Annotated in this window: 15 protein-coding genes and 1 tRNA gene; 7 read left to right on the top strand and 9 right to left on the bottom strand. The window is 41.7% G+C overall.

Going from position 1 to position 19,056, the window contains the following annotated elements; all coding sequences use genetic code 11:
* Nucleotides 1–3: 3 nt before the first annotated feature.
* From AACW45_RS09630 to AACW45_RS09645, 4 genes are all read right to left on the bottom strand, one after another.
* Nucleotides 4–77, bottom strand: a tRNA-Pro gene (locus AACW45_RS09630).
* Between the two features lie 50 nt (nt 78–127).
* Nucleotides 128–493, bottom strand: a complete 366-nt coding sequence (locus AACW45_RS09635; protein ID WP_190632775.1) for a DUF1818 family protein — start codon at nt 491–493, stop codon at nt 128–130.
* Nucleotides 494–500: 7 nt separating this feature from the next.
* On the bottom strand, nt 501–1,040 hold the full coding sequence (locus tag AACW45_RS09640; RefSeq protein WP_190632776.1) for a hypothetical protein: 540 nt from the start codon (nt 1,038–1,040) through the stop codon (nt 501–503).
* 80 nt (nt 1,041–1,120) lie between these two features.
* The gene (locus tag AACW45_RS09645) at nt 1,121–1,357 is read right to left on the bottom strand and encodes a DNA-directed RNA polymerase subunit omega (protein ID WP_096593431.1); all 237 of its coding nucleotides are present in this window, start codon (nt 1,355–1,357) and stop codon (nt 1,121–1,123) included.
* Nucleotides 1,358–1,594: 237 nt separating this feature from the next.
* Here AACW45_RS09645 and AACW45_RS09650 point away from each other — a divergent pair, with 237 nt between their 5' ends.
* Nucleotides 1,595–2,032 (top strand): fasciclin domain-containing protein, encoded by a 438-nt coding sequence (locus tag AACW45_RS09650; protein WP_190632777.1) that lies wholly within the window; start codon nt 1,595–1,597, stop codon nt 2,030–2,032.
* Nucleotides 2,033–2,126: 94 nt separating this feature from the next.
* On the opposite strand, the gene gndA is transcribed toward AACW45_RS09650, so the two are convergent.
* Nucleotides 2,127–3,557: an NADP-dependent phosphogluconate dehydrogenase gene (gene gndA / locus AACW45_RS09655; protein WP_096647240.1), complete on the bottom strand. Its 1,431-nt coding sequence runs from the start codon at nt 3,555–3,557 to the stop codon at nt 2,127–2,129.
* A 313-nt stretch (nt 3,558–3,870) separates the two neighbouring features.
* Between gndA and AACW45_RS09660 the strand changes: the two genes are divergently transcribed.
* On the top strand, nt 3,871–4,665 hold the full coding sequence (locus AACW45_RS09660) for a Ycf66 family protein (protein WP_190632778.1): 795 nt from the start codon (nt 3,871–3,873) through the stop codon (nt 4,663–4,665).
* A gap of 595 nt (nt 4,666–5,260) precedes the next feature.
* Here the strand turns inward: AACW45_RS09660 and AACW45_RS09665 are convergent.
* Entirely contained in the window at nt 5,261–5,749 is a 489-nt protein-coding gene (locus AACW45_RS09665) for an SRPBCC family protein (RefSeq protein ID WP_190632779.1), read from the bottom strand.
* Nucleotides 5,742–12,587, bottom strand: a complete 6,846-nt coding sequence (locus tag AACW45_RS09670) for a PAS domain S-box protein (protein ID WP_190632780.1) — start codon at nt 12,585–12,587, stop codon at nt 5,742–5,744. Before AACW45_RS09670 ends, AACW45_RS09665 begins: the two co-directional genes overlap by 8 nt.
* A 306-nt stretch (nt 12,588–12,893) precedes the next feature.
* Here AACW45_RS09670 and AACW45_RS09675 point away from each other — a divergent pair, with 306 nt between their 5' ends.
* Nucleotides 12,894–13,706, top strand: a complete 813-nt coding sequence (locus AACW45_RS09675) for a radical SAM protein (protein ID WP_190632781.1) — start codon at nt 12,894–12,896, stop codon at nt 13,704–13,706.
* A gap of 29 nt (nt 13,707–13,735) precedes the next feature.
* A complete protein-coding gene (locus tag AACW45_RS09680; RefSeq protein WP_190632782.1) occupies nt 13,736–14,362 on the top strand; it encodes a 4Fe-4S single cluster domain-containing protein in 627 nt (208 codons plus the stop codon).
* Nucleotides 14,363–14,505: 143 nt separating this feature from the next.
* On the opposite strand, the gene AACW45_RS09685 is transcribed toward AACW45_RS09680, so the two are convergent.
* A complete protein-coding gene (locus AACW45_RS09685; protein ID WP_190632783.1) occupies nt 14,506–15,000 on the bottom strand; it encodes a DUF6174 domain-containing protein in 495 nt (164 codons plus the stop codon).
* A gap of 480 nt (nt 15,001–15,480) precedes the next feature.
* On the opposite strand from AACW45_RS09685, the gene AACW45_RS09690 reads away from it, so the two are divergent.
* A complete protein-coding gene (locus AACW45_RS09690) occupies nt 15,481–16,506 on the top strand; it encodes a tetratricopeptide repeat protein (protein ID WP_190632784.1) in 1,026 nt (341 codons plus the stop codon).
* 437 nt (nt 16,507–16,943) lie between these two features.
* Here the strand turns inward: AACW45_RS09690 and AACW45_RS09695 are convergent, their stop codons facing one another.
* Entirely contained in the window at nt 16,944–17,408 is a 465-nt protein-coding gene (locus AACW45_RS09695) for a CYTH domain-containing protein (protein ID WP_190632785.1), read from the bottom strand.
* Between the two features lie 399 nt (nt 17,409–17,807).
* Here AACW45_RS09695 and AACW45_RS09700 point away from each other — a divergent pair, with 399 nt between their 5' ends.
* Both AACW45_RS09700 and AACW45_RS09705 read left to right on the top strand, forming a co-directional pair.
* Nucleotides 17,808–18,470: a bifunctional 4-hydroxy-2-oxoglutarate aldolase/2-dehydro-3-deoxy-phosphogluconate aldolase gene (locus tag AACW45_RS09700; RefSeq protein ID WP_190632786.1), complete on the top strand. Its 663-nt coding sequence runs from the start codon at nt 17,808–17,810 to the stop codon at nt 18,468–18,470.
* A gap of 23 nt (nt 18,471–18,493) precedes the next feature.
* On the top strand, nt 18,494–19,006 hold the full coding sequence (locus AACW45_RS09705) for a L,D-transpeptidase (RefSeq protein ID WP_190632787.1): 513 nt from the start codon (nt 18,494–18,496) through the stop codon (nt 19,004–19,006).
* Nucleotides 19,007–19,056 lie beyond the last annotated feature (50 nt).

The raw sequence follows: 19,056 nt of genomic DNA on the forward strand, positions 1-19,056 counted from the left end.
TAATCGGAGCGGCGGGATTCGAACCCACGACCTCCACTACCCCAAAGTGGCGCGCTACCAAGCTGCGCTACGCCCCGGTCAGAATTATCATAGTAGCAAGAAGTTTGAGGATAATCAAGAGGTTTATTTAAAAAACTTTGAGCATCTCAGCTGCTTGCAACAAACCAGGCACGGCAGAGTTATCCCATTGACCTTCTGCACAGCGTCCTGTATTCAGGATGAAGCGCAGACTGTAGCTGTGGGCATAGCCTTCTACCTCCATCCATAATAAATCGCTTTCGGCCTCGCAAGCAATTTTTTCTTCATCCATCAATTCGGTTGCTATTTGTTTGATTGTGTCGGCTAGCTGTGCCAATAAGCGGCAAAAGTCGTTCAACTCGGCTTCGGTTAATTCAATTGCCCAATCATCTGTACCCAATAAACCTTTAAACTCAGGTGCATGAGGGTTCCAACCAATACGCCAACCAGGGCCGCTTTTAACTAAACGTTCCATAGACTAATTATGGTTGGGGTATTGCTGAATAACTAGAACTAAAGATGTTGGTTAAGACTTGCACTAAGGCATTTCGCTGGCTGCGGGTAAGCTTGGCAATAGCAGCGCGATCGCCTTCTATGGGATTTTCTCGTAATGTATCATGTCCTGGATAGGTAATATCATACATAGTTTCATTGGCATTCAGATAATCAGCCAATGTCAGCTTCCAATCTAAGCGATAAGCTGGAGAACGCTCTTTGACATAAACGTGATATCTAATTAAGCGACCGACTAAGGTATTATTTTCGGCAACTTTACCAGTTTCGTTGCTAATGTACTGATTTTCTTTCGGGAAATCTGGCAATTGTTGATACACCTGCTGCCATACTTCACCAGGGCTGATTCTTTGAGCCAATGCAGGTTTGACAGTGAGAAAAACTGTATATTTTGATTTATCTATCCCCAAACCTAAAATAACTCCAGCCCCTACAAGGAAAAGTATTGCTAACTGGAGAGTTTTCACTATAAAGTTCGACTGCAAAACGGGAGAAAATTTTTTATTCATAAGCAAATATTCTGAGTTAAAAGTGCAACAAGAATACATACAGTACTCATAAATCAACACTTTCAACCCAGGACTATATTTTATACTTCGCCAATAATTTCTGGCTGAGTCAGTTCATCAGACATTTCGATAATTGCCCTGAGTACAGGTTTCATCATTGCATCTTCTGCACTTTCAAAGTCTTCATAACGGCGACGTTTGGCACGGTTTGCCACTTGAACTGTAATGCGGTAGCGATTTGAGGCTGCACTAATCAGATCCTCAGCACGGTGCATAATCTGAGACTGAGTTGTCTCGAACTTAGAACGCTTTAGCATAGTCAGTGGTTCTTATGGTGATCGGGAGGATGAAGCTTTAATTATGAAGTATGAAACACAACATTTTCATGCTTAATCTTTGATTCTTCATCCGTTCTGTGTTATTCCCCAGTTTAGCAGCACTAACAAATCTACTGCTGTGTTATCGCTCCTAACCTTTCTCTTGATAGAGGTTGAGAAACTTTTGTCCTTTTATAAGTAGGTTGTAACAGCAAGTTAATAAAGTAACATAATCGCATGGCTGATCTTGTGGAAACTGCGATTCAGGCAGGAAATTTCAATACCTTGGTGCAGGCTGTGGAAGCTGTGGGACTAACGGAAGTTCTCAAGCGTCCAGGCTCTTTGACAATTTTTGCACCAACTGACGATGCTTTTGCTCAACTACCCGCAGGAACTTTAGATAAGCTACTGCAAGATATTCCCAAATTAAAGAAAATTGTGGCATATCATGTAGCTTCTGGGGATGTTCGGTCTGATGATTTGGTGCAAATTAATGAAGCAGAAACACTTGAGGGGTCAATTTTAGCCATTGAGTCTGCTCGTGGTGTAGTGAAGATCAATGATGCCAATGTCCTGCAAACTGATATTTTGGCTGATAATGGCGTGATCCATGTGATTGATGCGGTGTTAATACCTGCATTGATTGCTGGGGGAACGAGTTCCTCTGTGGCATGATGTGTTGCTAATGAACAAAAAAGTGGCTCTGAAAATCAGAACCACTAGCTAAATAAGTATTTAACCTGGCTACCCCATTACAAGATGGAGATGATTATTTCTTAGCTTCAGTAATGGGAACCCATTCAGTGTGGAAGCTTCCAGGCTTATCGGTACGCAGGTAGGTGTGTGCGCCGAAGTAGTCGCGTTGTGCTTGAGTCAGGTTTTGTGGCAAGCGTGCGCTGCGGTAGCTGTCAAAGTAATCTAAAGATGCGCTAAATGCTGGGACAGGAATTCCCAGTTTGGCAGCTGTGATAATTACTTCCCGCCAAGCTGCTTGTCTGTCAAGAATTGTTTGCTTAAATTCTGGAGCTAAAAGCAAGTTAGGCAATGCTGGATTTTCGTTAAAAGCCTTCTTAATCTTATTCAAGAAGCCAGCGCGAATAATACAGCCACCTTTCCAAATCCGCGCCATTTCGCTCAAATTCAAACCCCAATTATATGTTTTTGAGGCTGTGGATAGCAATGCCATCCCTTGAGCGTAAGAACAGATTTTTGAGCAATACAGAGCATCACGCACTTTGTTAACAAAGTCTTTAACTTGGCCATCATACTTACCGCTAGGCCCTGTCAAAACTTTGGATGCGGCTACCCGTTCATCTTTAATGGAAGAGATGATCCGCGCATTTACTGCGGCGGTAATTGTGGGGATGGAAACACCCAATTCTAATGCAGTTTGTACAGTCCAACGTCCAGTACCCTTTTGACCGGCTGCATCCACAATCAAATCTACGAGCGGTAAATTTGTTTCTGGGTCGATGTAGGGGAAAATATTCTTCGTAATCTCAATCAAAAATGAATCGAGTTCATCAGTGGTGTTCCATTGAGCGAAGACTTCATGCAGCTGATTGTGATCAAGTCCACCGGCATTCTTCAGCAAATCGTAGGCTTCAGCAATTAGCTGCATATCACCATACTCAATGCCGTTGTGAACCATTTTTACGTAGTGACCAGAACCACCGGGGCCAATATATGTTACACAAGGGCCATCATCGACTTGCGCCGCGATTTTGTTAAAAATTGGTGACAAATACTCGTAAGAGCTTTTTGTCCCACCAGGCATAAGTGAAGGGCCATTGAGTGCGCCTTCTTCACCACCACTCACGCCCATACCAATGTAGCGTAGTCCGGTGGGTTCTAGTTCTTGTGTGCGGCGTTCTGTGTCTTCAAACCAAGAGTTGCCACCGTCAATGATGATATCGCCTTCATCCAGCAAGGGTCTTAGTTGAGCAATTACCGCATCAACTGGCTTACCAGCTTGCACCATCACTAATATTTTGCGGGGACGTTCTAGTGCAGCTACGAACTCTTCTAGGGTAAAAGCGGCTTTGACATTCCGTCCTGGCGCACGTTGAGCCATGAAGGCGTCGGTTTTTTCTCTGGAGCGATTATAAACTGCAATTGGGAAGCCATTACGCTCGACGTTTAGAGCGATATTCTCGCCCATAACGGCTAAACCAATCACACCAAAGCTTTGTAGGGTCATAAACTATGTTTGGCTAACTCTTGCAGATCCTTTTATCTTTAGGGTAGTCCGATATTTTCGCTTCTCTCCTAAAGAAGACATTAAGAAAGAATTTAGTTTGGCGGCAGAAATACACAGCTAACATAGATATTTAGTTTTAATTTGTATCTAAATCAACAATTAACTTGTAAAATTTGCAAAATTAAAATATCCAATTGCAAGGGCTAGGAGCTAGACATTAGGGACTAGGGACTTGAGTATTTTCTGACCTTGAACCCTTAACCTCTAACTCTTAATCCCTAGTCAAGATGACACATTAAGGAGTTACCAAATAATGCTGGCATATGTCCTAGCTTTAGCGGTGGGCCTTGGGAGCTTAACCATTTACTTAGCAGCTTTCTTTTTTCCAGAAATCCATCGCAAGAATGATTTTATTTGGAGTGGTGTAGGGCTGTTTTACGCACTGATATTATGGGTTTTTGCACAGCGTATTAATGGTGGCCTTTTGCTGGGTCATGTAGCTAGTGTTGCACTTTTGGGTTGGTTTGGTTGGCAAACCCTCTCTTTACGTCGCCAAGTCACGCCAAAGCTACAACAAACACCAGTACCCAGTTCAGATGCGGTGAAAACTTCAATTCAGCAACAGGTGACTAAGTTGTCTTTAACAGATAGATTAGGCCAGTTGCAAAAGGGTGTTAGTAACACCTTGACGGGAGTAAAAGATAAATTTCAAAAAACTCCGAAAAAAGCACCGCCAAAACCAACTACTACAACAACATCTACTGCTGGCACAGTTTTACCGACTGTAGAGATTATTGATAATACTACTGCTGTTACAGAAACGCCAGTAGAAGATGTAGCTACTACTACCGAGCCGGAAACTACCATAGCAGAAACGCCAACGGATGCGGTAGCCGCTACTACAGAAGCAGCAGCGACAACTGAGACGCTACCAGAAGTGATTCCACCAAATCCCCCATCACCGGAATTAGTGGAAGCAGCGCAAGCAAATTCGGAAACTGAGAACAAAGAACCGATTCCTGTGGAAGAAATTGCACCGGATGCGGTACTTGCTCCCCCAGCAGAAGCACCACCAGAACAGCTACCACCCAATCATCCCGCTAGTTAAGTTGAGTGAAGCCCAGCATTTACAGAAAGTCGGCGGGAAAGCTTACTCCTTGATGGGGTGGGATGAACCTCCCTACGGGTTCGGCAGCGCGGTCTTGGGGCATAGGGTATGGGGCATGGGGCAAGGAAAAGCCACAAATGCCTTATGCCCGTGAAATGCCATTGCCTTTTAGGGGATGAGCTTAACTCATATCATGTTGGGTTTTACTCAATTAGGACGACAGCGAAGGGTGAGATGGAACCAACAACAGAACAGTACGCGCTTCGGGGCATGGCAGTGCCAGTGCCCCTACAATCAACGATAATTTTTATCTCACCAACTGGTAATTTGCTATATATCCAAAGGGTAATACCATTTTGAAAAAAGAATGCGACAGATGGGTAGGGGCACGGCACCAGTAAGATAATTTGAGATACCGAAAGATTGTGGATGTTCCCTACAAAGAATTTATTTGTCGCAAATATTATTTGAATTAGTGCCTAAACTCGCAATTAATGGAAATCTTGGTAAAACGTGAGTTTGACGAATAAGATACGATCTCTATCCAAACCTCTCTCCTACGAGGAGAGAGTATTAAATACTTTTAAAACATCTTTTAAGTCAAGTTCTCGGATTTATTAGCAATTAGTCGTGCATCCAAAAGTTTAGCTATTCCCTCTCCACCTTGACGCATAATCTCGTTATGATTCCATTCCATTAATGGTCGAATCAATCTAGCTAGTATATTCATCCAGGGTTTGGTTGTTTTGACAGTCCAAGTGTAGCGAGCAATAGTTACTTTATCAACTGCTGCTAATTCCCATAAACCTATTCCTTCTACTTCACCATTCGCAACTAGTTCTAATAAATTGGGTGGTTGGATGCGAGTTATACGAGTGTTAAAAGCAAGTTTATAAGCGAGGGGCGTTTTCCATGTGAAGCGGCGGATATTGTCAATTCCAGAAGGTTCCCCTGGTGCAATTTCAACTACACTTTCCACTGCATTCCACCAACTTGGCCATTGTTCGGAATGGTTAATGACATCCCAAACTTGTGTAATGGGTGCTTCAATCTCCCAAATGGTTAAAAATTTGTAACTAGCCATCTTGGATATCTAATTTATCTGTTAACTCCATGATTCTCTCAAATTGGAAGTTATTTGCTAAGTCACTAAGATAGGTTTTTAATTCATCGTTATCTGAGGTAATTTGATTGAGCAAGTTTAGGATCATATCGTCACTACATTGAGCGGCGGCATGGTAAAGTTCTTTTAACCATGCAGTTGACATTTGCGATAATGAAGGAATTAAATCAGCAGGTGGTAGCATTTGCGCTGATGTTTGCCTTGCTGTTGTTAATTGATGGGTTTCTTGTTGATAAAGGTATTTGACTCGTAAATATTGGCTGAGTTTTTCTAGGAGAATTTCTTCGCGGAATGGTTTGTTAATTAAGTCATCACAACCGGCTTGGATTATGGCGGCTCGTTGTTCTTCAAAAGCGTTGGCGGTTAAGGCAATAATAATTGTCTGCTGCTGGGCTGGGGGATTTTGAGATTCGGTAGCTTTAATGACTCTTGTGGCTTCATAACCATCCATTACAGGCATTCGCATATCCATTAAGATTAGCTGGGGTTGGTATTCTTGCCAAAGTGCGATCGCTTCTTCTCCATTGGTAGCTTCCCATACTTTAAATCCAATAGATGTAAGTAATTGCACTAACACAAGACGGCTTTCGGCGGCATCGTCAACTACTAAAATGCGATATTCTTTGTGGGGCGGTTCTAAACCAATGACTACAGATTTTGTTGCTTGAAGCTGAATTTCGCTGGCTGAGGCGGGATGAATTTCAATATCAAAGGTAAATTTACTACCTTCACCTAAAATACTGGTAACAGTAATATCTCCCCCCATCATTTCTACATATTTTCGGCTAATTGCTAACCCTAATCCGGTTCCTTGTTGGGATTTTCTCCCGGTTTCAGTTTGTCCAAAGGCTTCAAATAATAAGTTAATTTCTTGGGGTGCAATACCGAGTCCGGTATCTTCGACTTCAAAGAAGATACGGGAGGGATGAGGGGGATTTTCTGCTGCTTCTAAAGCTGTACTATAAACTCGTAAGATCACGCTGCCTTGATGAGTAAACTTGATAGCATTACCTAAGAGATTGAGGAGAACTTGCAGCAATTTACTTTCATCGGTTTGGATGTATTGGGGAATATTAGGGGCATATTCAAATATTAACTCTAGGTTCTTAGCACCTGCACGCAAGTGCAACATTTTTTCTAAGCTGTTTAACAGGTTGATTAAGTTAAAACTGCTAATATTTAAAGTGCTTCTCCCAGCTTCAATTTTTGACATTTCTAAAATGTCATTAATTAAGCTCAATAAATGTTCGCCTGCACGATTAATAATTGCTAAATGTTGCTGATGTTCGTGAGATAAAGAATTTTCACGGCTCATGATTTGCGTGAAACCTAAAATGGCGTTGAGGGGGGTGCGCAATTCATGACTCATGTTAGCGAGAAATTCGCTTTTAGCACGATTGGCGGCATCAGCAGCAACAACGGCTGCTTGTAATGCTTGTGATTGACTTTGGGTTTGGGCTAATAGTTGTACTTGCTGTAAAGCCACTCCTAATTGATTACCAATTTGTACAGCAATATTAATTTCTTCGGTTTTCCATTGGCGGGGGTGAGAATTTTGATAACTTGTTAATAATCCCCAAAGTTTATCGCCGCATAATATGGGTACTGTAATATAAGCTTTGGCTTGAAAGCGCTCTAGTAAATTGATGGTTTCTGGGGGAAATCCAGCGTGATAAATATCTTCTATACATTGATAAGTCAGGTTTTGTTCTGCGGATAAATCGGTATTGGGTAGGATATCTGCATTCATTAATAATGTCATTATTCCCCGATCGCTCTCTAGTTTCAGATTGGGGTATTTGGCTTGGAGTTCAAGTAAGGAAATCCAACCATTTTCTACAGATTCAGAGACAAATTCCCCATTACTTTCTAAATCGCAACGGTAAACAGCGACGCGATCGCAATCTAAAACTTGGCGTAATTCTTGGGTGGTAGCGGCAAATATTGTCTCTAAATCCAAGGTTTGCCGCATTCTTTGAATTACTTGGGCGATCGCTTTTTCGCGTTCTGCACTTTCTTTTAAGGCTTCTTCTGCAAGTTTTCTCTCGGTAATATCTGTGACTGTACCGATATAACCTTTAATTTCGCCATCATCGCCTATTTCCGGCAAACATTGGGATAATACCCAGACAATTGCCCCATTAGTACGTAAAATGCGATATTCTAGTTTATACCCAGTTTTAGCGGCTCTGGCTTGCTTCCATTTGTTGACAACGCGCCGCCGATCCTCAATATGTATGGCTTTTGTCCAAGCTTTACGCAGAGATTCGGCTAAGGAAAGTCCAGTAATTTCCGTCCAGCGTTGATTTAAATATAAAACATTGCCATCAACATCGGTGTGAAAAATACAAGCTGGCGAGGCTTCAGCTAAGAGTTGATAGCGTTGTTGGCTGGCTTGCAAGGCTAATTCTGCTAATTTTCGCGCATTTACATCTGCCCAGTAACCAACACATTCTATCGGCTTTCCGGCTTCATCGCGAATTAACCTGACTTGCTCATATAACCAATGATATGTACCATCAGCATGTAAAAAGCGATATTCATAGGAACTGTATTCTTGCTCAAATAACAGAGAAAATTTGCTCAAGATATACTCAACATCTTCTGGGTGAACGTGACGCAACCAAAAATTGGGATTTTCCAGAAATTCCCGCGCTTCATAGCCAAGCATGGTTTTCACGTTCTCACTCATAAATGTATGCCCAAAATCCCCGGAGATTTTGCTGCTATAGATAACTACAGGGCTAGAAGTCAGCAGATATTGTAAGCGTTCGTTGGCTAACCGCAGTTTTTGTTCTGCATATTTGCGATCGCTAATTTCTACCATTACCGTTCCCACACCCAAGGGGCGATCGTCTTCGCCGGGTATGGGAAAATAAGAAACCAAAAAGTGACGCACAATCTCTGGTTTTTTCGTTGAGGGAATACTGACTTCTAAATTGAGAATTGCTTGACCGGTGAGTAGTACTTGTTTGTAAAATGGAGCTACAAACGGAGCCATTTGGGGCACAACTTCATATATAGTTCTGCCAATGTGGTTTTTTTGCGGTTTTCCGTGAATTTCTGCCATTAATTCATTGATTTGCACAAACCGCAGTTGTTTATCTAAAATATCCATCCCCACAGGCGCACCAGAGAAAAAGGCGTTGAGGCGCGCTTCTCTAAGGGCGATTTCTCTTTCTAAGGTTTTGCGTTCGGTAATATCTTTGTGAGTACCTGTCATTCGCAAGGGTATACCTTGTTCGTCGCGTTCAAAAATTTGGGCGCGCGTTTGAATCCACTTCCAAATCCCAGAAGCGCAACGCATCCGAAATTCTGCTTCATAAACAGAAGTAGCGCCTTGAAGATGGTTTTCTAAAGCTGATTGTACTGCGGCTAAATCTTCGGGATGAACTAATTCTTCAAAAGCTTGTTGATTTTCTTCAATTTCATCTTCTGTATAACCGAGCATTTTTTTCCAGCGCCAATCTCGGTAGATTCTCCCACTGGTAAAATCCCAATCCCACAAACCTAAATCGCTAGCTTCTAAGGCTAACTGTAAACGTTCTTCGCTTTTTCTATGGGCTGCTTCTACTTGTTTGCGTTGAATTAATCCGCCTAATTGGGAAGCTACCGCACCGACTAACAAGAGCAACCGCTTATCAACTGACATAGCGGTACTTTTAAAGAAGACTAACAGGGCTAAGACTTTGTTAGCGGCGATAATCGGTACGCCAAAGACAGCTTTTAATCCCAGGTTAGTGGCTTGGGGCGATCGCAAAAAAATTGGTTGAGCAACACGAGAAATATCCTCAATCCATTCTGGCTGCTTGCTTTGCCAAACTCTCCCCGGTAAACCTTCACCCAAAGCTAATTTCAGGCTTTTACTTTCTAAGCAAAATTCTTCTAAATTGTTGCGATCGCCATACCAGCCTAAACTATGTTCTAAAATCGCGCCGTCATCACTAGGTATCCAGGCTTCGCCAAAATCCCAGTCGATATTTTGGCAAATTAGGCGTAAAACCATAGATAAAGCGCTGTTAACATCTATGGCGCGTGTCATAGCTTGAGTTGTCAACAGCAATAACCGACTTTCGTTTTCTGCTTGCTTGCGTTCAGTGATGTCTTTAGCTGTACCCAAGATGTACTTTTGTCCATCAATTTCGCTCATTTCCGCACTTAACAGCGTTGTCTTAATTTCCCCGCCTGCAGTGCGAATATCTACTTCATGATTGCGGAGTACCTTTGTTTGTTCTAACATTTGGCGCAGAAAATTAGACTCTTCGGGATTCGCCCAAATTCCTAATTCTGCGCTGGTATGTCCAATTACCTGAGAGCGAGAATAGCCAAAAAATGTACAGAAACTATCGTTAACTTCGATATAGCGCATGTCAGGAAATGTACTGAGGCTAATCGGATCGGGAGAGGAGCGCAAAGCCGAGCCTAATTTCTCTTCGGACATGCGCCTAGCTGCTTCTGCACGGCGGCGTTCCCTGGCTTCTAGAGCTAAAGAAACTAAATTACCTAAAGAACGGGCAAAATTTTGGTCTTCTAATGTCCAATGATGGGGAATTGCCACTGTTTCTAAGCATAAAACGCCAACAGTCTTACCTCCTAGCCTGATTGGTGTATTCAGCATAGAAGTGATGTTAAATGGCGTCAGGTGAGAATCTAAAAATTCTTTGGTGCGCGGATCTGTAGCCGCTTCATGGGCAACAATAATCGGATCTGAGTGCAAAGCTTGAAAATAATGGGGATAATCTGTGGCGCACAGGGAATTTCCTTGACTATGTTGCTGTTGACTGTGGGTAAATAAATCTACACATTGCAAAATATTATCGTTTTCCCCATACAGCCAAACGCTAGCTCGTTCTACTTCCAGATTTCTCACACCGACTTCGGTAATTTCTCTCACAGCCGCTTTCAAGTCTTCTTGATACAGCACTTGATTTTTAGCTAACTCTGTTAACACCAAGTTATGCTGCAAAAGTTTAAGGGCGCTGGTATGCAGTGCTTGTTCAGCACGTTTGCGCTCAGTAATATTACTAGCTGTACCAGTGATGCCTACAACATCGTCATCATGATTTTGGACAGCGATCGCATTAATTGTTAAATATAAAATGCTCCCGTCTTGGGCAAAACAGCTAACTTCCTCATGAAAAATAGACTCTCCGCGCAAGAGACTGGCGAACTTTTGTTGAATCAGTGCCACTTGCTCTGGCAAAATAAAATCAGTAAAGTTACGCCCAATCATCTCTTCCGGTTCGTAACCAAAAAACTGTTTAACAGCTGGATTGACAAAATTAATCACACCATCCACATCCACAGACCAAATCATATCTTGGGATGTCTCAACTAGCTGACGATATTTACCTTCGCTAGATTTGAGAGCGACGAGACGCGCTTTGCGGGAAGCTTCGCTGACGCTAATTTCTTGCTGAAGTTGGATGATTTGGGCTTTTAGGTTATCTTCGGCTTGTTTGCGTTGGTGAGCGATGGCGATCGCGTTGGCGATTGCTTGTAATATAGAAATCTCCGCAGTTTCCCAACCGCGAACTTCTACACAGTTATCAAAGCCAATCAAACCAACAAACTCACCGTTAACAATTATCGGTAACATCAAAATCGCGAAAACGCCTTGCAGTTCTAACTTTCCCCGTTCTAAGTCTGGACATTCTGTGACAATTTCCGCGATCGCTTCTCCTTGAGTTAATAAAGTCGCCCAACGCAGGGAAAAATCCTCAGCAGACACAGTTTTGCGGGTTGGGTGGAGAATTTTCGGCGGAATTCCGGGCGCGCACCATTCCCCACATTGGCTAATTGCAAAGTTACTCGCAATTCCTGGACGTTGCTCATAAATATATACACGACTAGCTTTAGTGATTGGCCCGAGAATTTCTACGATTTTTTTGTAGTATTTACTGCTACCATCAAAACTTAATAACTGGTGTTGAATTTGTCCCAAGGCGGCTAAGTAACGTTCGCGAGATTTTTGTCTAGTTTGTGTTGCTTGATGGGTGCTAATATCAATCAGCGTTGTCACCACAAATTTGCCATAATCCTTTTGACAAATCGCCTGAATCATCTCAACATTTAACCGCGAACCATCTTTACGGGTAATAGTAAATTCCCGTTTTTCTGGTTGGGTATTCAAAGCCAGAAAATTTTTATATTGCTGAATTAAATGGGCTTTTTCACTAAATGTTAAATTGCCATAATGTACTGTAAATGGTTGTCCTATCAGTTCCTCCCGTTCCCAGCCATACATCTGGCAATAATCTTGATTGACTTCGACAAAATAGCCATTTTCATCGGTGAGGCAGATCCCAACTTTGGTAGCATCTAAAATAGATTGATTATGCCGATTTTGTTTGATGACTTGCTGTTTTCTTTGGATGAGTTGCTGATGGTGTTCGTGAAATCTAGCTTTAACTTTTTGCAAATTTAATTGTTTGTGTAGCCGTAATAAAACTTCTTCACGCCGCAGTGGTTTGGCAATAAAATCAACTAAATCTATTTTATTCGGCTGGATTTTCTTAACTAAATCTGCATCAAAACCTAGAAAAATTACTGGTATATACTTAGTTGCTTTGTGAGATTGCAACTCTTGCCAGACTTCATAACTCTGCATATCTGGCAAAACAACATCCAGCAAAATCATCTGAGGAGGAGAAGCAAGCGCTGCTGTAAGAGCTAAATTCCCAGAAGTTACCTCTTGCAAGTGATAATCTGGAGCAGCAAGAATATTTGCCAAAAAAATCCCGGTTTCGGGCTTGCTATCTACCAACAAGATTGTAAATTGCTGATTATTATTCGCCATACCAATTGTTTAGTGAATTTCCCATCATCGCTCCAGATTTGATTGCCATCAGGAGTAGCTAATTAGCAGTACATAAAACCCTGGGACAGCATCAAGATGGCAAAGCCAGAAAAGGCAGACAAATAATTCAAAATTCCCCATGCCCAATGCCCAATGCCCAATGCCCCATGCCCTATACCCAATGCCCCATACCCAATGTCCATACCCTCACAAGTTCCTCAAATTCTGGAGATAAATTTGTAGTGAATCTAAATTTTAAATAGATTTTTGATACCAGTGTATGTTTGATTTTAGGAAGCGGCAAGTATGAGTACAACTTTATCTAAACCACAACCCCATGATTGTACGGTTTATGGCCCGGTAAATTCTTGGCGATTTGGGCGATCGCTAGGGATCGATCCCATTTGTTCGGTATCTACTTGTTCTTTTAACTGTGTTTATTGTCAGCTGGGAAAAATTCAAGCCAGTACTGCGGAACGCCAAGTTTTTGTGCCAACAATGCAAATTCTTGACGATCTGCGCACAAGATTACCTTTAGATCGGGTAGATGTAGTGACTTTAAGCGGTAGTGGCGAGCCTACCCTAGCATTAAATTTAGAAAAAATTATTGGGGTTGTTAAGAAAATTACTAGACTACCGACAGTAGTTTTAACTAATAGTACGATGTTGCACGATCCAACAGTTCGGAATGCGTTAAAAGTAGCAGATATAGTAGCCGCAAAATTAGATGCAGTTTCGTCAAATCAATTGCAGCGAATTAATCGTCCTGTAGAGACAATTAATCTACCAGATATATTAGCGGGAATCGAGCAATTTCGGCAAGAATACTCAGGACATTTGGCTATTCAAACAATGGTTTTGTCTCGTTGGACACCCGACATGGTAGAGGATTATATCGAAATTATTCAGCGTCTCAAACCCGATGAAATTCAAATTAATCTGCCTTCCCGTCCGCGCGTTTTGGTCAGGAAATTAGAAGCACGTGGTAATAATATTGCCCCATCTAGTCCTTACCTGGTGCAAAACCTCAAATGTGTCAGCCCTGACATCCTGACGGCTCTTGCTACTCAAATTCATGACGCCATTAATATTCCGGTAAGTTACCCGGCTATGGCTTAACTTTATTAACGCTTTGAAGGAGGAAAGAGATGGAAACAAAATTTAGCAGCCCATCGCTACCACTAATAGAAATTCCCCCTGAGTATTTAAACATCATGGGTTATGTTGATGAATCAGAAGTCAACGGGCCTGGTTGTCGTGCAGTGGTTTGGGTACAAGGTTGTCTGAGAGAATGTCCTGGTTGTTTTAATACGGCTTCTTGGCCATTTGAAATTAATCAATTAATTACTGTTGATACTCTGGCAGAAAATATTCTCAAAAACCCCAAAAATACAGGTGTAACTTTTTCTGGTGGCGAACCATTTTGGCAAGCACCTGCATTAGCAGCTTTAGCTAAAAAGGTCAAAGCGGCTGGGTTAAATGTTATGTCTTTTACAGGATTTACTCTGAAGTTATTACAATCGGAATCGGCTCCACCTGGCGCGCAAGATTTATTAGAACAACTAGATATTTTAATTGACGGGCCTTTTGTCGAGTCTTTGGCAATTCATTCCCCAACTTCTCCCGTTTCTTCTAGCAATCAACGAGTGCATATTTTTAATCCTGAGTTCCAAGATAAAATTTCTTGGGCTAGCGATCAAATAGAGATTCATGTCCTCAAGGATGGTAGCCGGATTGTGACTGGCTATCAAAGTTTATGGGAGAAGTCAGAATAATTCGTAATTCGTATTTGAGAACCATAGCTTTTCATGCGTAGTGGGAGCATCTTGCTCCCTGGTGGTAGTAGCGGGCAAGACTTCGGCGTGAGCGCTCAGTCGAACGCTGCCCGCACTACTCCAGTTTTGAAAATGGACGAAGTTTATCTCTTAATTTTTTGCAAATTCTCGACGGTGAGATAGATTTCTTCATCAGCTATTTGACTGTTGTAGTCGATGTTAATTTGGGTAGGATAGCCCAATTTAGCATCGTACTGTACAGTCAGGTTAGATGCTTTTTTGGCGATCGCATCTTCAATGATATTAAATAGCTTGGGAACTGTATCGTATTGTTGGAACAATTCTCGCTCTACAGGTTTACCTGTCGCATCAGTTAGGTAACTTGTACGTCCTTTTCTCACCGTGACGCTAATCGGCCCGCTAGCTTTGGGTGCGCAGAAGCAACTGCGGCTAAATGTATACCGATAGTTACGAATATTTTGCTTTTTCCATAACTGACGGTTCGTTGTTAATTGCTTTAGCTGTGAGTTAGCAATTGTTGCTGATTGCGGTGCTGGACTTGCAGGTAGAGACAGCACTGGCGCATTTAAGCTCAGTGCAAGTAATAACCCTGCACTTATAAAAATAGGTAAACGCATATAAATAGATAGATTGAATTTGTAAGTTATGAGAATTGGGTAAAGTCGTGAAAGTTCCTGCTTGAGTTTATTCCCGGCAAAATTTATTTTTATGTTAATTTGGACACTCAGCAATAAAATATTTGACTGTATTATAGATTACAAATAGCCAACAGTATTTGTGAGCGATCGCGAAATAAAACCAAGATTAAACTTAAAACAATTATATTTTGCTGGTTCTTAATCCTGAAAGCTGGGAACTGCTATGAATTCTGACAAAGCTTGCCCTGTAAGCATTTGTGGTTTTTAGCTAGGGCTTTTTTGAGGAAGTTAAAATAAGTATGTAATTATACCATATCACCTCTATTTACGTCTTATATCTAAAGATAGAGAATAATGGTTAACTTAAATTTGGGAATTATTACTTGAGAGAGGTTAATTCTCAAATCAATTTGCTTAATCAAAACAGCCTATCTTTATCTTTAGTGCAACCGAGGTCAGATGACGCAACCTTTAAATCCAGTTAGCGAATGGGAACAACGTCGCAATCGGGCAAGCCGCTATTATAAGCGGGGAGAATTTCAAGAATATCTCGCACTAGCTACCGAAAATCTTAAGTTAGCTCGGATTATTCCCGATCGAGCCAGAGAAGGTCATACATTAAATGACATAGGTTTAGGTCACCTCGGTTGCTGGCAAACTCAAAGAGCATTAGATTGTTTTACTGAGGCTTTGGAAGTAGCGCGGGAATTTGGCAATTTGCGAGCTGAAGCCACAGCAATGAGTAATTTAGGCTCTACCTACAGCCGTTTAGGCATGTTTTCGCCCGCACTAGAGTATTTTGAAGGTGCGCTGCAAATTTTCCGCAAATTAGAAGATCCTCAAGGTGAAATCTCCACACTCAATGATGTGGCGTTGATTTACACCAAATTAGGAGAACCAAAGCGATCGCTATTACTGCAAAACCAAATTTTAAGAATGCGGCGCTTGCTGGGAGATTTTTCTGGTGAAGCCACTACACTTAATGGAATTGGCTTTGCCTACAGTACTTTAGGCGATTATCAGCAAGCTCTAGAATATTTTGAAGCTGCGTTACCAATTCAACGCGCCGTCAAAAATTTAGTTGGCGAAGCTACCACCATGAATAATATTGCTTCTATGTATAACGATTTAGGAGAACCTAAACAAGCATTGTTGATTTACCATCAAGTGCTATTAACACGTAGAGCATTAAAAGACAGAGCCGGAGAAGCTACAACCCTCAATAACCTTGGTTTCGCCTACAATAATGTCGCAAATCATTGGCAAGCACTGAAATGCTATAAACAAGCTGTAGCCATTTATCAAGAATTAGGCGATCGCTTAGGGGAAGGTTCTACTTTGTTAAATATGGGTAGCCTGTACGCTAAAAGAAGACGCAAAAAATTGGCTCTCTCTTGCTACAACAACGCCCAGGAACTAGCTAAACAAATCGAATATCAACCATTGCTCGAAAAAGTAGAAAAGTTTATTCAGGCTTTATCTTAGATTTATCGCCAACCTAAAGGGATTTCCTAGTCATACAGCAGATTGCCCGTTGGTGAGGTACAGATTATCGTTGATTGTAGGGGCACTGGCACTGCCATGCCCTGAAGCGCGTACCTCATTTACGGGAAATATTCTGTAACTTTAGTCCTTAAATCAAAAACTAAAGTTCTGACTATGAATTCACCCAAAAAATTGTCTAACAATTTAAATATTGTTGGCGGTAAGTCGATATATTCTAGAGGGCATGGCAGTGTTCAAATTAAGCAAAAAATAGCCTCTTTCTTAGCTTTGTCATCCGCCTGAGAATAAATTCTCAGGCTAATAGCCCAAGTCTACTAAAGTAGACTCAAGATTTTGAGGATGGCTAATGGGTAAAGAAATTTATTCCCCAAAAAATCTGTATTTCCAGTCAACCGTCAACCGTCAACAGTCAACAATTACCATTGAGAAAAAGGATGTTTGACTAAATTACTGTTGTAATACTTGGGATTATCGGAAACCTCTTCACCAATCCAATCTGGTAGTTCAATTTGTTGTTTTTCGTCAGTGAGTTCAACTTCTGCAATTATTAGCCCTTTGTTGACACCTTCAAATTCATCGATTTCCCAAATCAAATTACCGTATGGAATTTTGTAGCGCGTTTTCTCAATTAAAGGGCGATCGCATAAAGTATCGAGCATTTCTTGCGCGTCTTCTACAGGGATAGGGTACTCAAACTCCGATCTGCTATATTGGACAGTCGCCCCTTTAATTGTCAAGTAACCTTGATTACCAACGATGCGAACGCGAACAGTAGCTTGTTTGGCTGTCGAAATATATCCCTGAACATATCGACTACCTTCAGCTAGCTTTCTCCAGCTATCGCCTTTGACTAAAAATTTGCGCTCTATCTCTGCTGCCATTGTATTTTAAAGGGACAAGGAGGACAAGGGAGACAAGGAGAGAAGTCTGAGCGCCGGAAGCCGGCGCTCAGAACTTCGGAGGGACAAGGAAGATAAGTATTTGTGGCTAATAAACGGATTGTTATATATCGCAATCCTAATTTAATACTAATTTGCAAAAATAATGCGACAAGTATACTACTAAAACCTGATGATAGGGACATCCAATTTTTTAAATACCCAATCAATTTGTAGTGCGAGCAGCGCTCAGTCGAACGCTGCTCGCACTACGGAATTTTGGTAATTTATTTTTTGTAAGTCCCATATCTAGCTTTGTTAATTTTGAATACTACCCTTCGGGAACGACTTCGTCGAACGACAGGCTCAGTACAAGTTTTGAATTTTGAATTTTGAATTGTAATGTCTAATCTAGTTTGGTTATCACAATTGCAACAACACCGGGCGATCGCAGTTATCCGGGCGTCAAAGTTAGAATTGGCAAAGCAAATGGCTTTGACTGTCGCATCTGGGGGAATGCAGCTGATTGAGATTACTTGGAATAGCGATCGCGCTGGGCAATTAATTAGCCAACTGCGTCAAGAATTACCACATTGTACAATTGGTACGGGTACTCTCTTTAATGTCACTCAGTTAAAAGATGCGATCGCATCTGGGGCGCAATTTCTCTTTACACCCCATGTAGATTTAGCGATGATTAAAGCCGCAGTGGCGCAAGATGTACCGATTATTCCCGGTGCGCTGTCGCCTACAGAAATTGTTACCGCCTGGAATTATGGCGCTAGCTGTGTCAAAGTCTTTCCCGTAGAAGCAATGGGTGGCGCTAATTATATCAAAAGCCTCCAAGGGCCATTAGGCGAAATTCCTTTAATCCCCACGGGAGGAGTTAATATCGATAATGCTAAAGAATTTTTACAAGCAGGTGCGATCGCGATCGGTTTAAGTAGTCAATTATTTCCCAAGCATTTAGTTACCGAAGGCGATTGGCTGGTGATTGGCGAAAAAGTGCAAAGATTGATACAACAGTTAGAATACTTTAGGGTAAAAACAGAAACTTTATCCTAAGCTTTCTCTTAAGTGTATTTACGATGAAAAGCTTAATTGATCGTCAATTGATGCGCCGTCTAGGTATAATTTTTGCCAGTATATCTATCACAGTAGGCGTAGCAAATGTAGGACTGTGTGGAGTTTCCGCCAAAGCAAAAGATAATACCACTACCCAAAGCATCGACACACTCAAAAAATCTGCGGAACGTTGGATTCAAATCGATTTGACAAAACAAAAGCTAATTGCTTGGGAAGGTAAAACGCCTGTTTATGCAATTATTATTTCCACAGGTAAAAAATCTACTCCTACCCGCGTAGGTACTTTTAAAATTCAAACCAAACTGAAATCTACCAGAATGCGTGGTAGAGACTACGATGTACCTAACGTTCCCTATGCCATGTTTTACCAGGGTAATTACGGAATTCACGGTGCTTATTGGCATCGCAGATTTGGTACTCCCGTTAGTCACGGTTGCGTGAATGTTGCCCCAAATCATGCAAAATGGTTATTTGATTGGGCATCAGTAGGCACAGCAGTATTTATTCATAGGTAATGGGCATTGGGCATGGGGCATTGGGTATGGGATATTAGACTTGAAAGCCT

It is taken from the genome of Calothrix sp. FACHB-168, assembly GCF_963889195.1.
Taxonomy (GTDB): Bacteria; Cyanobacteriota; Cyanobacteriia; order Cyanobacteriales; family Nostocaceae; genus Aulosira; species Aulosira anomala_A.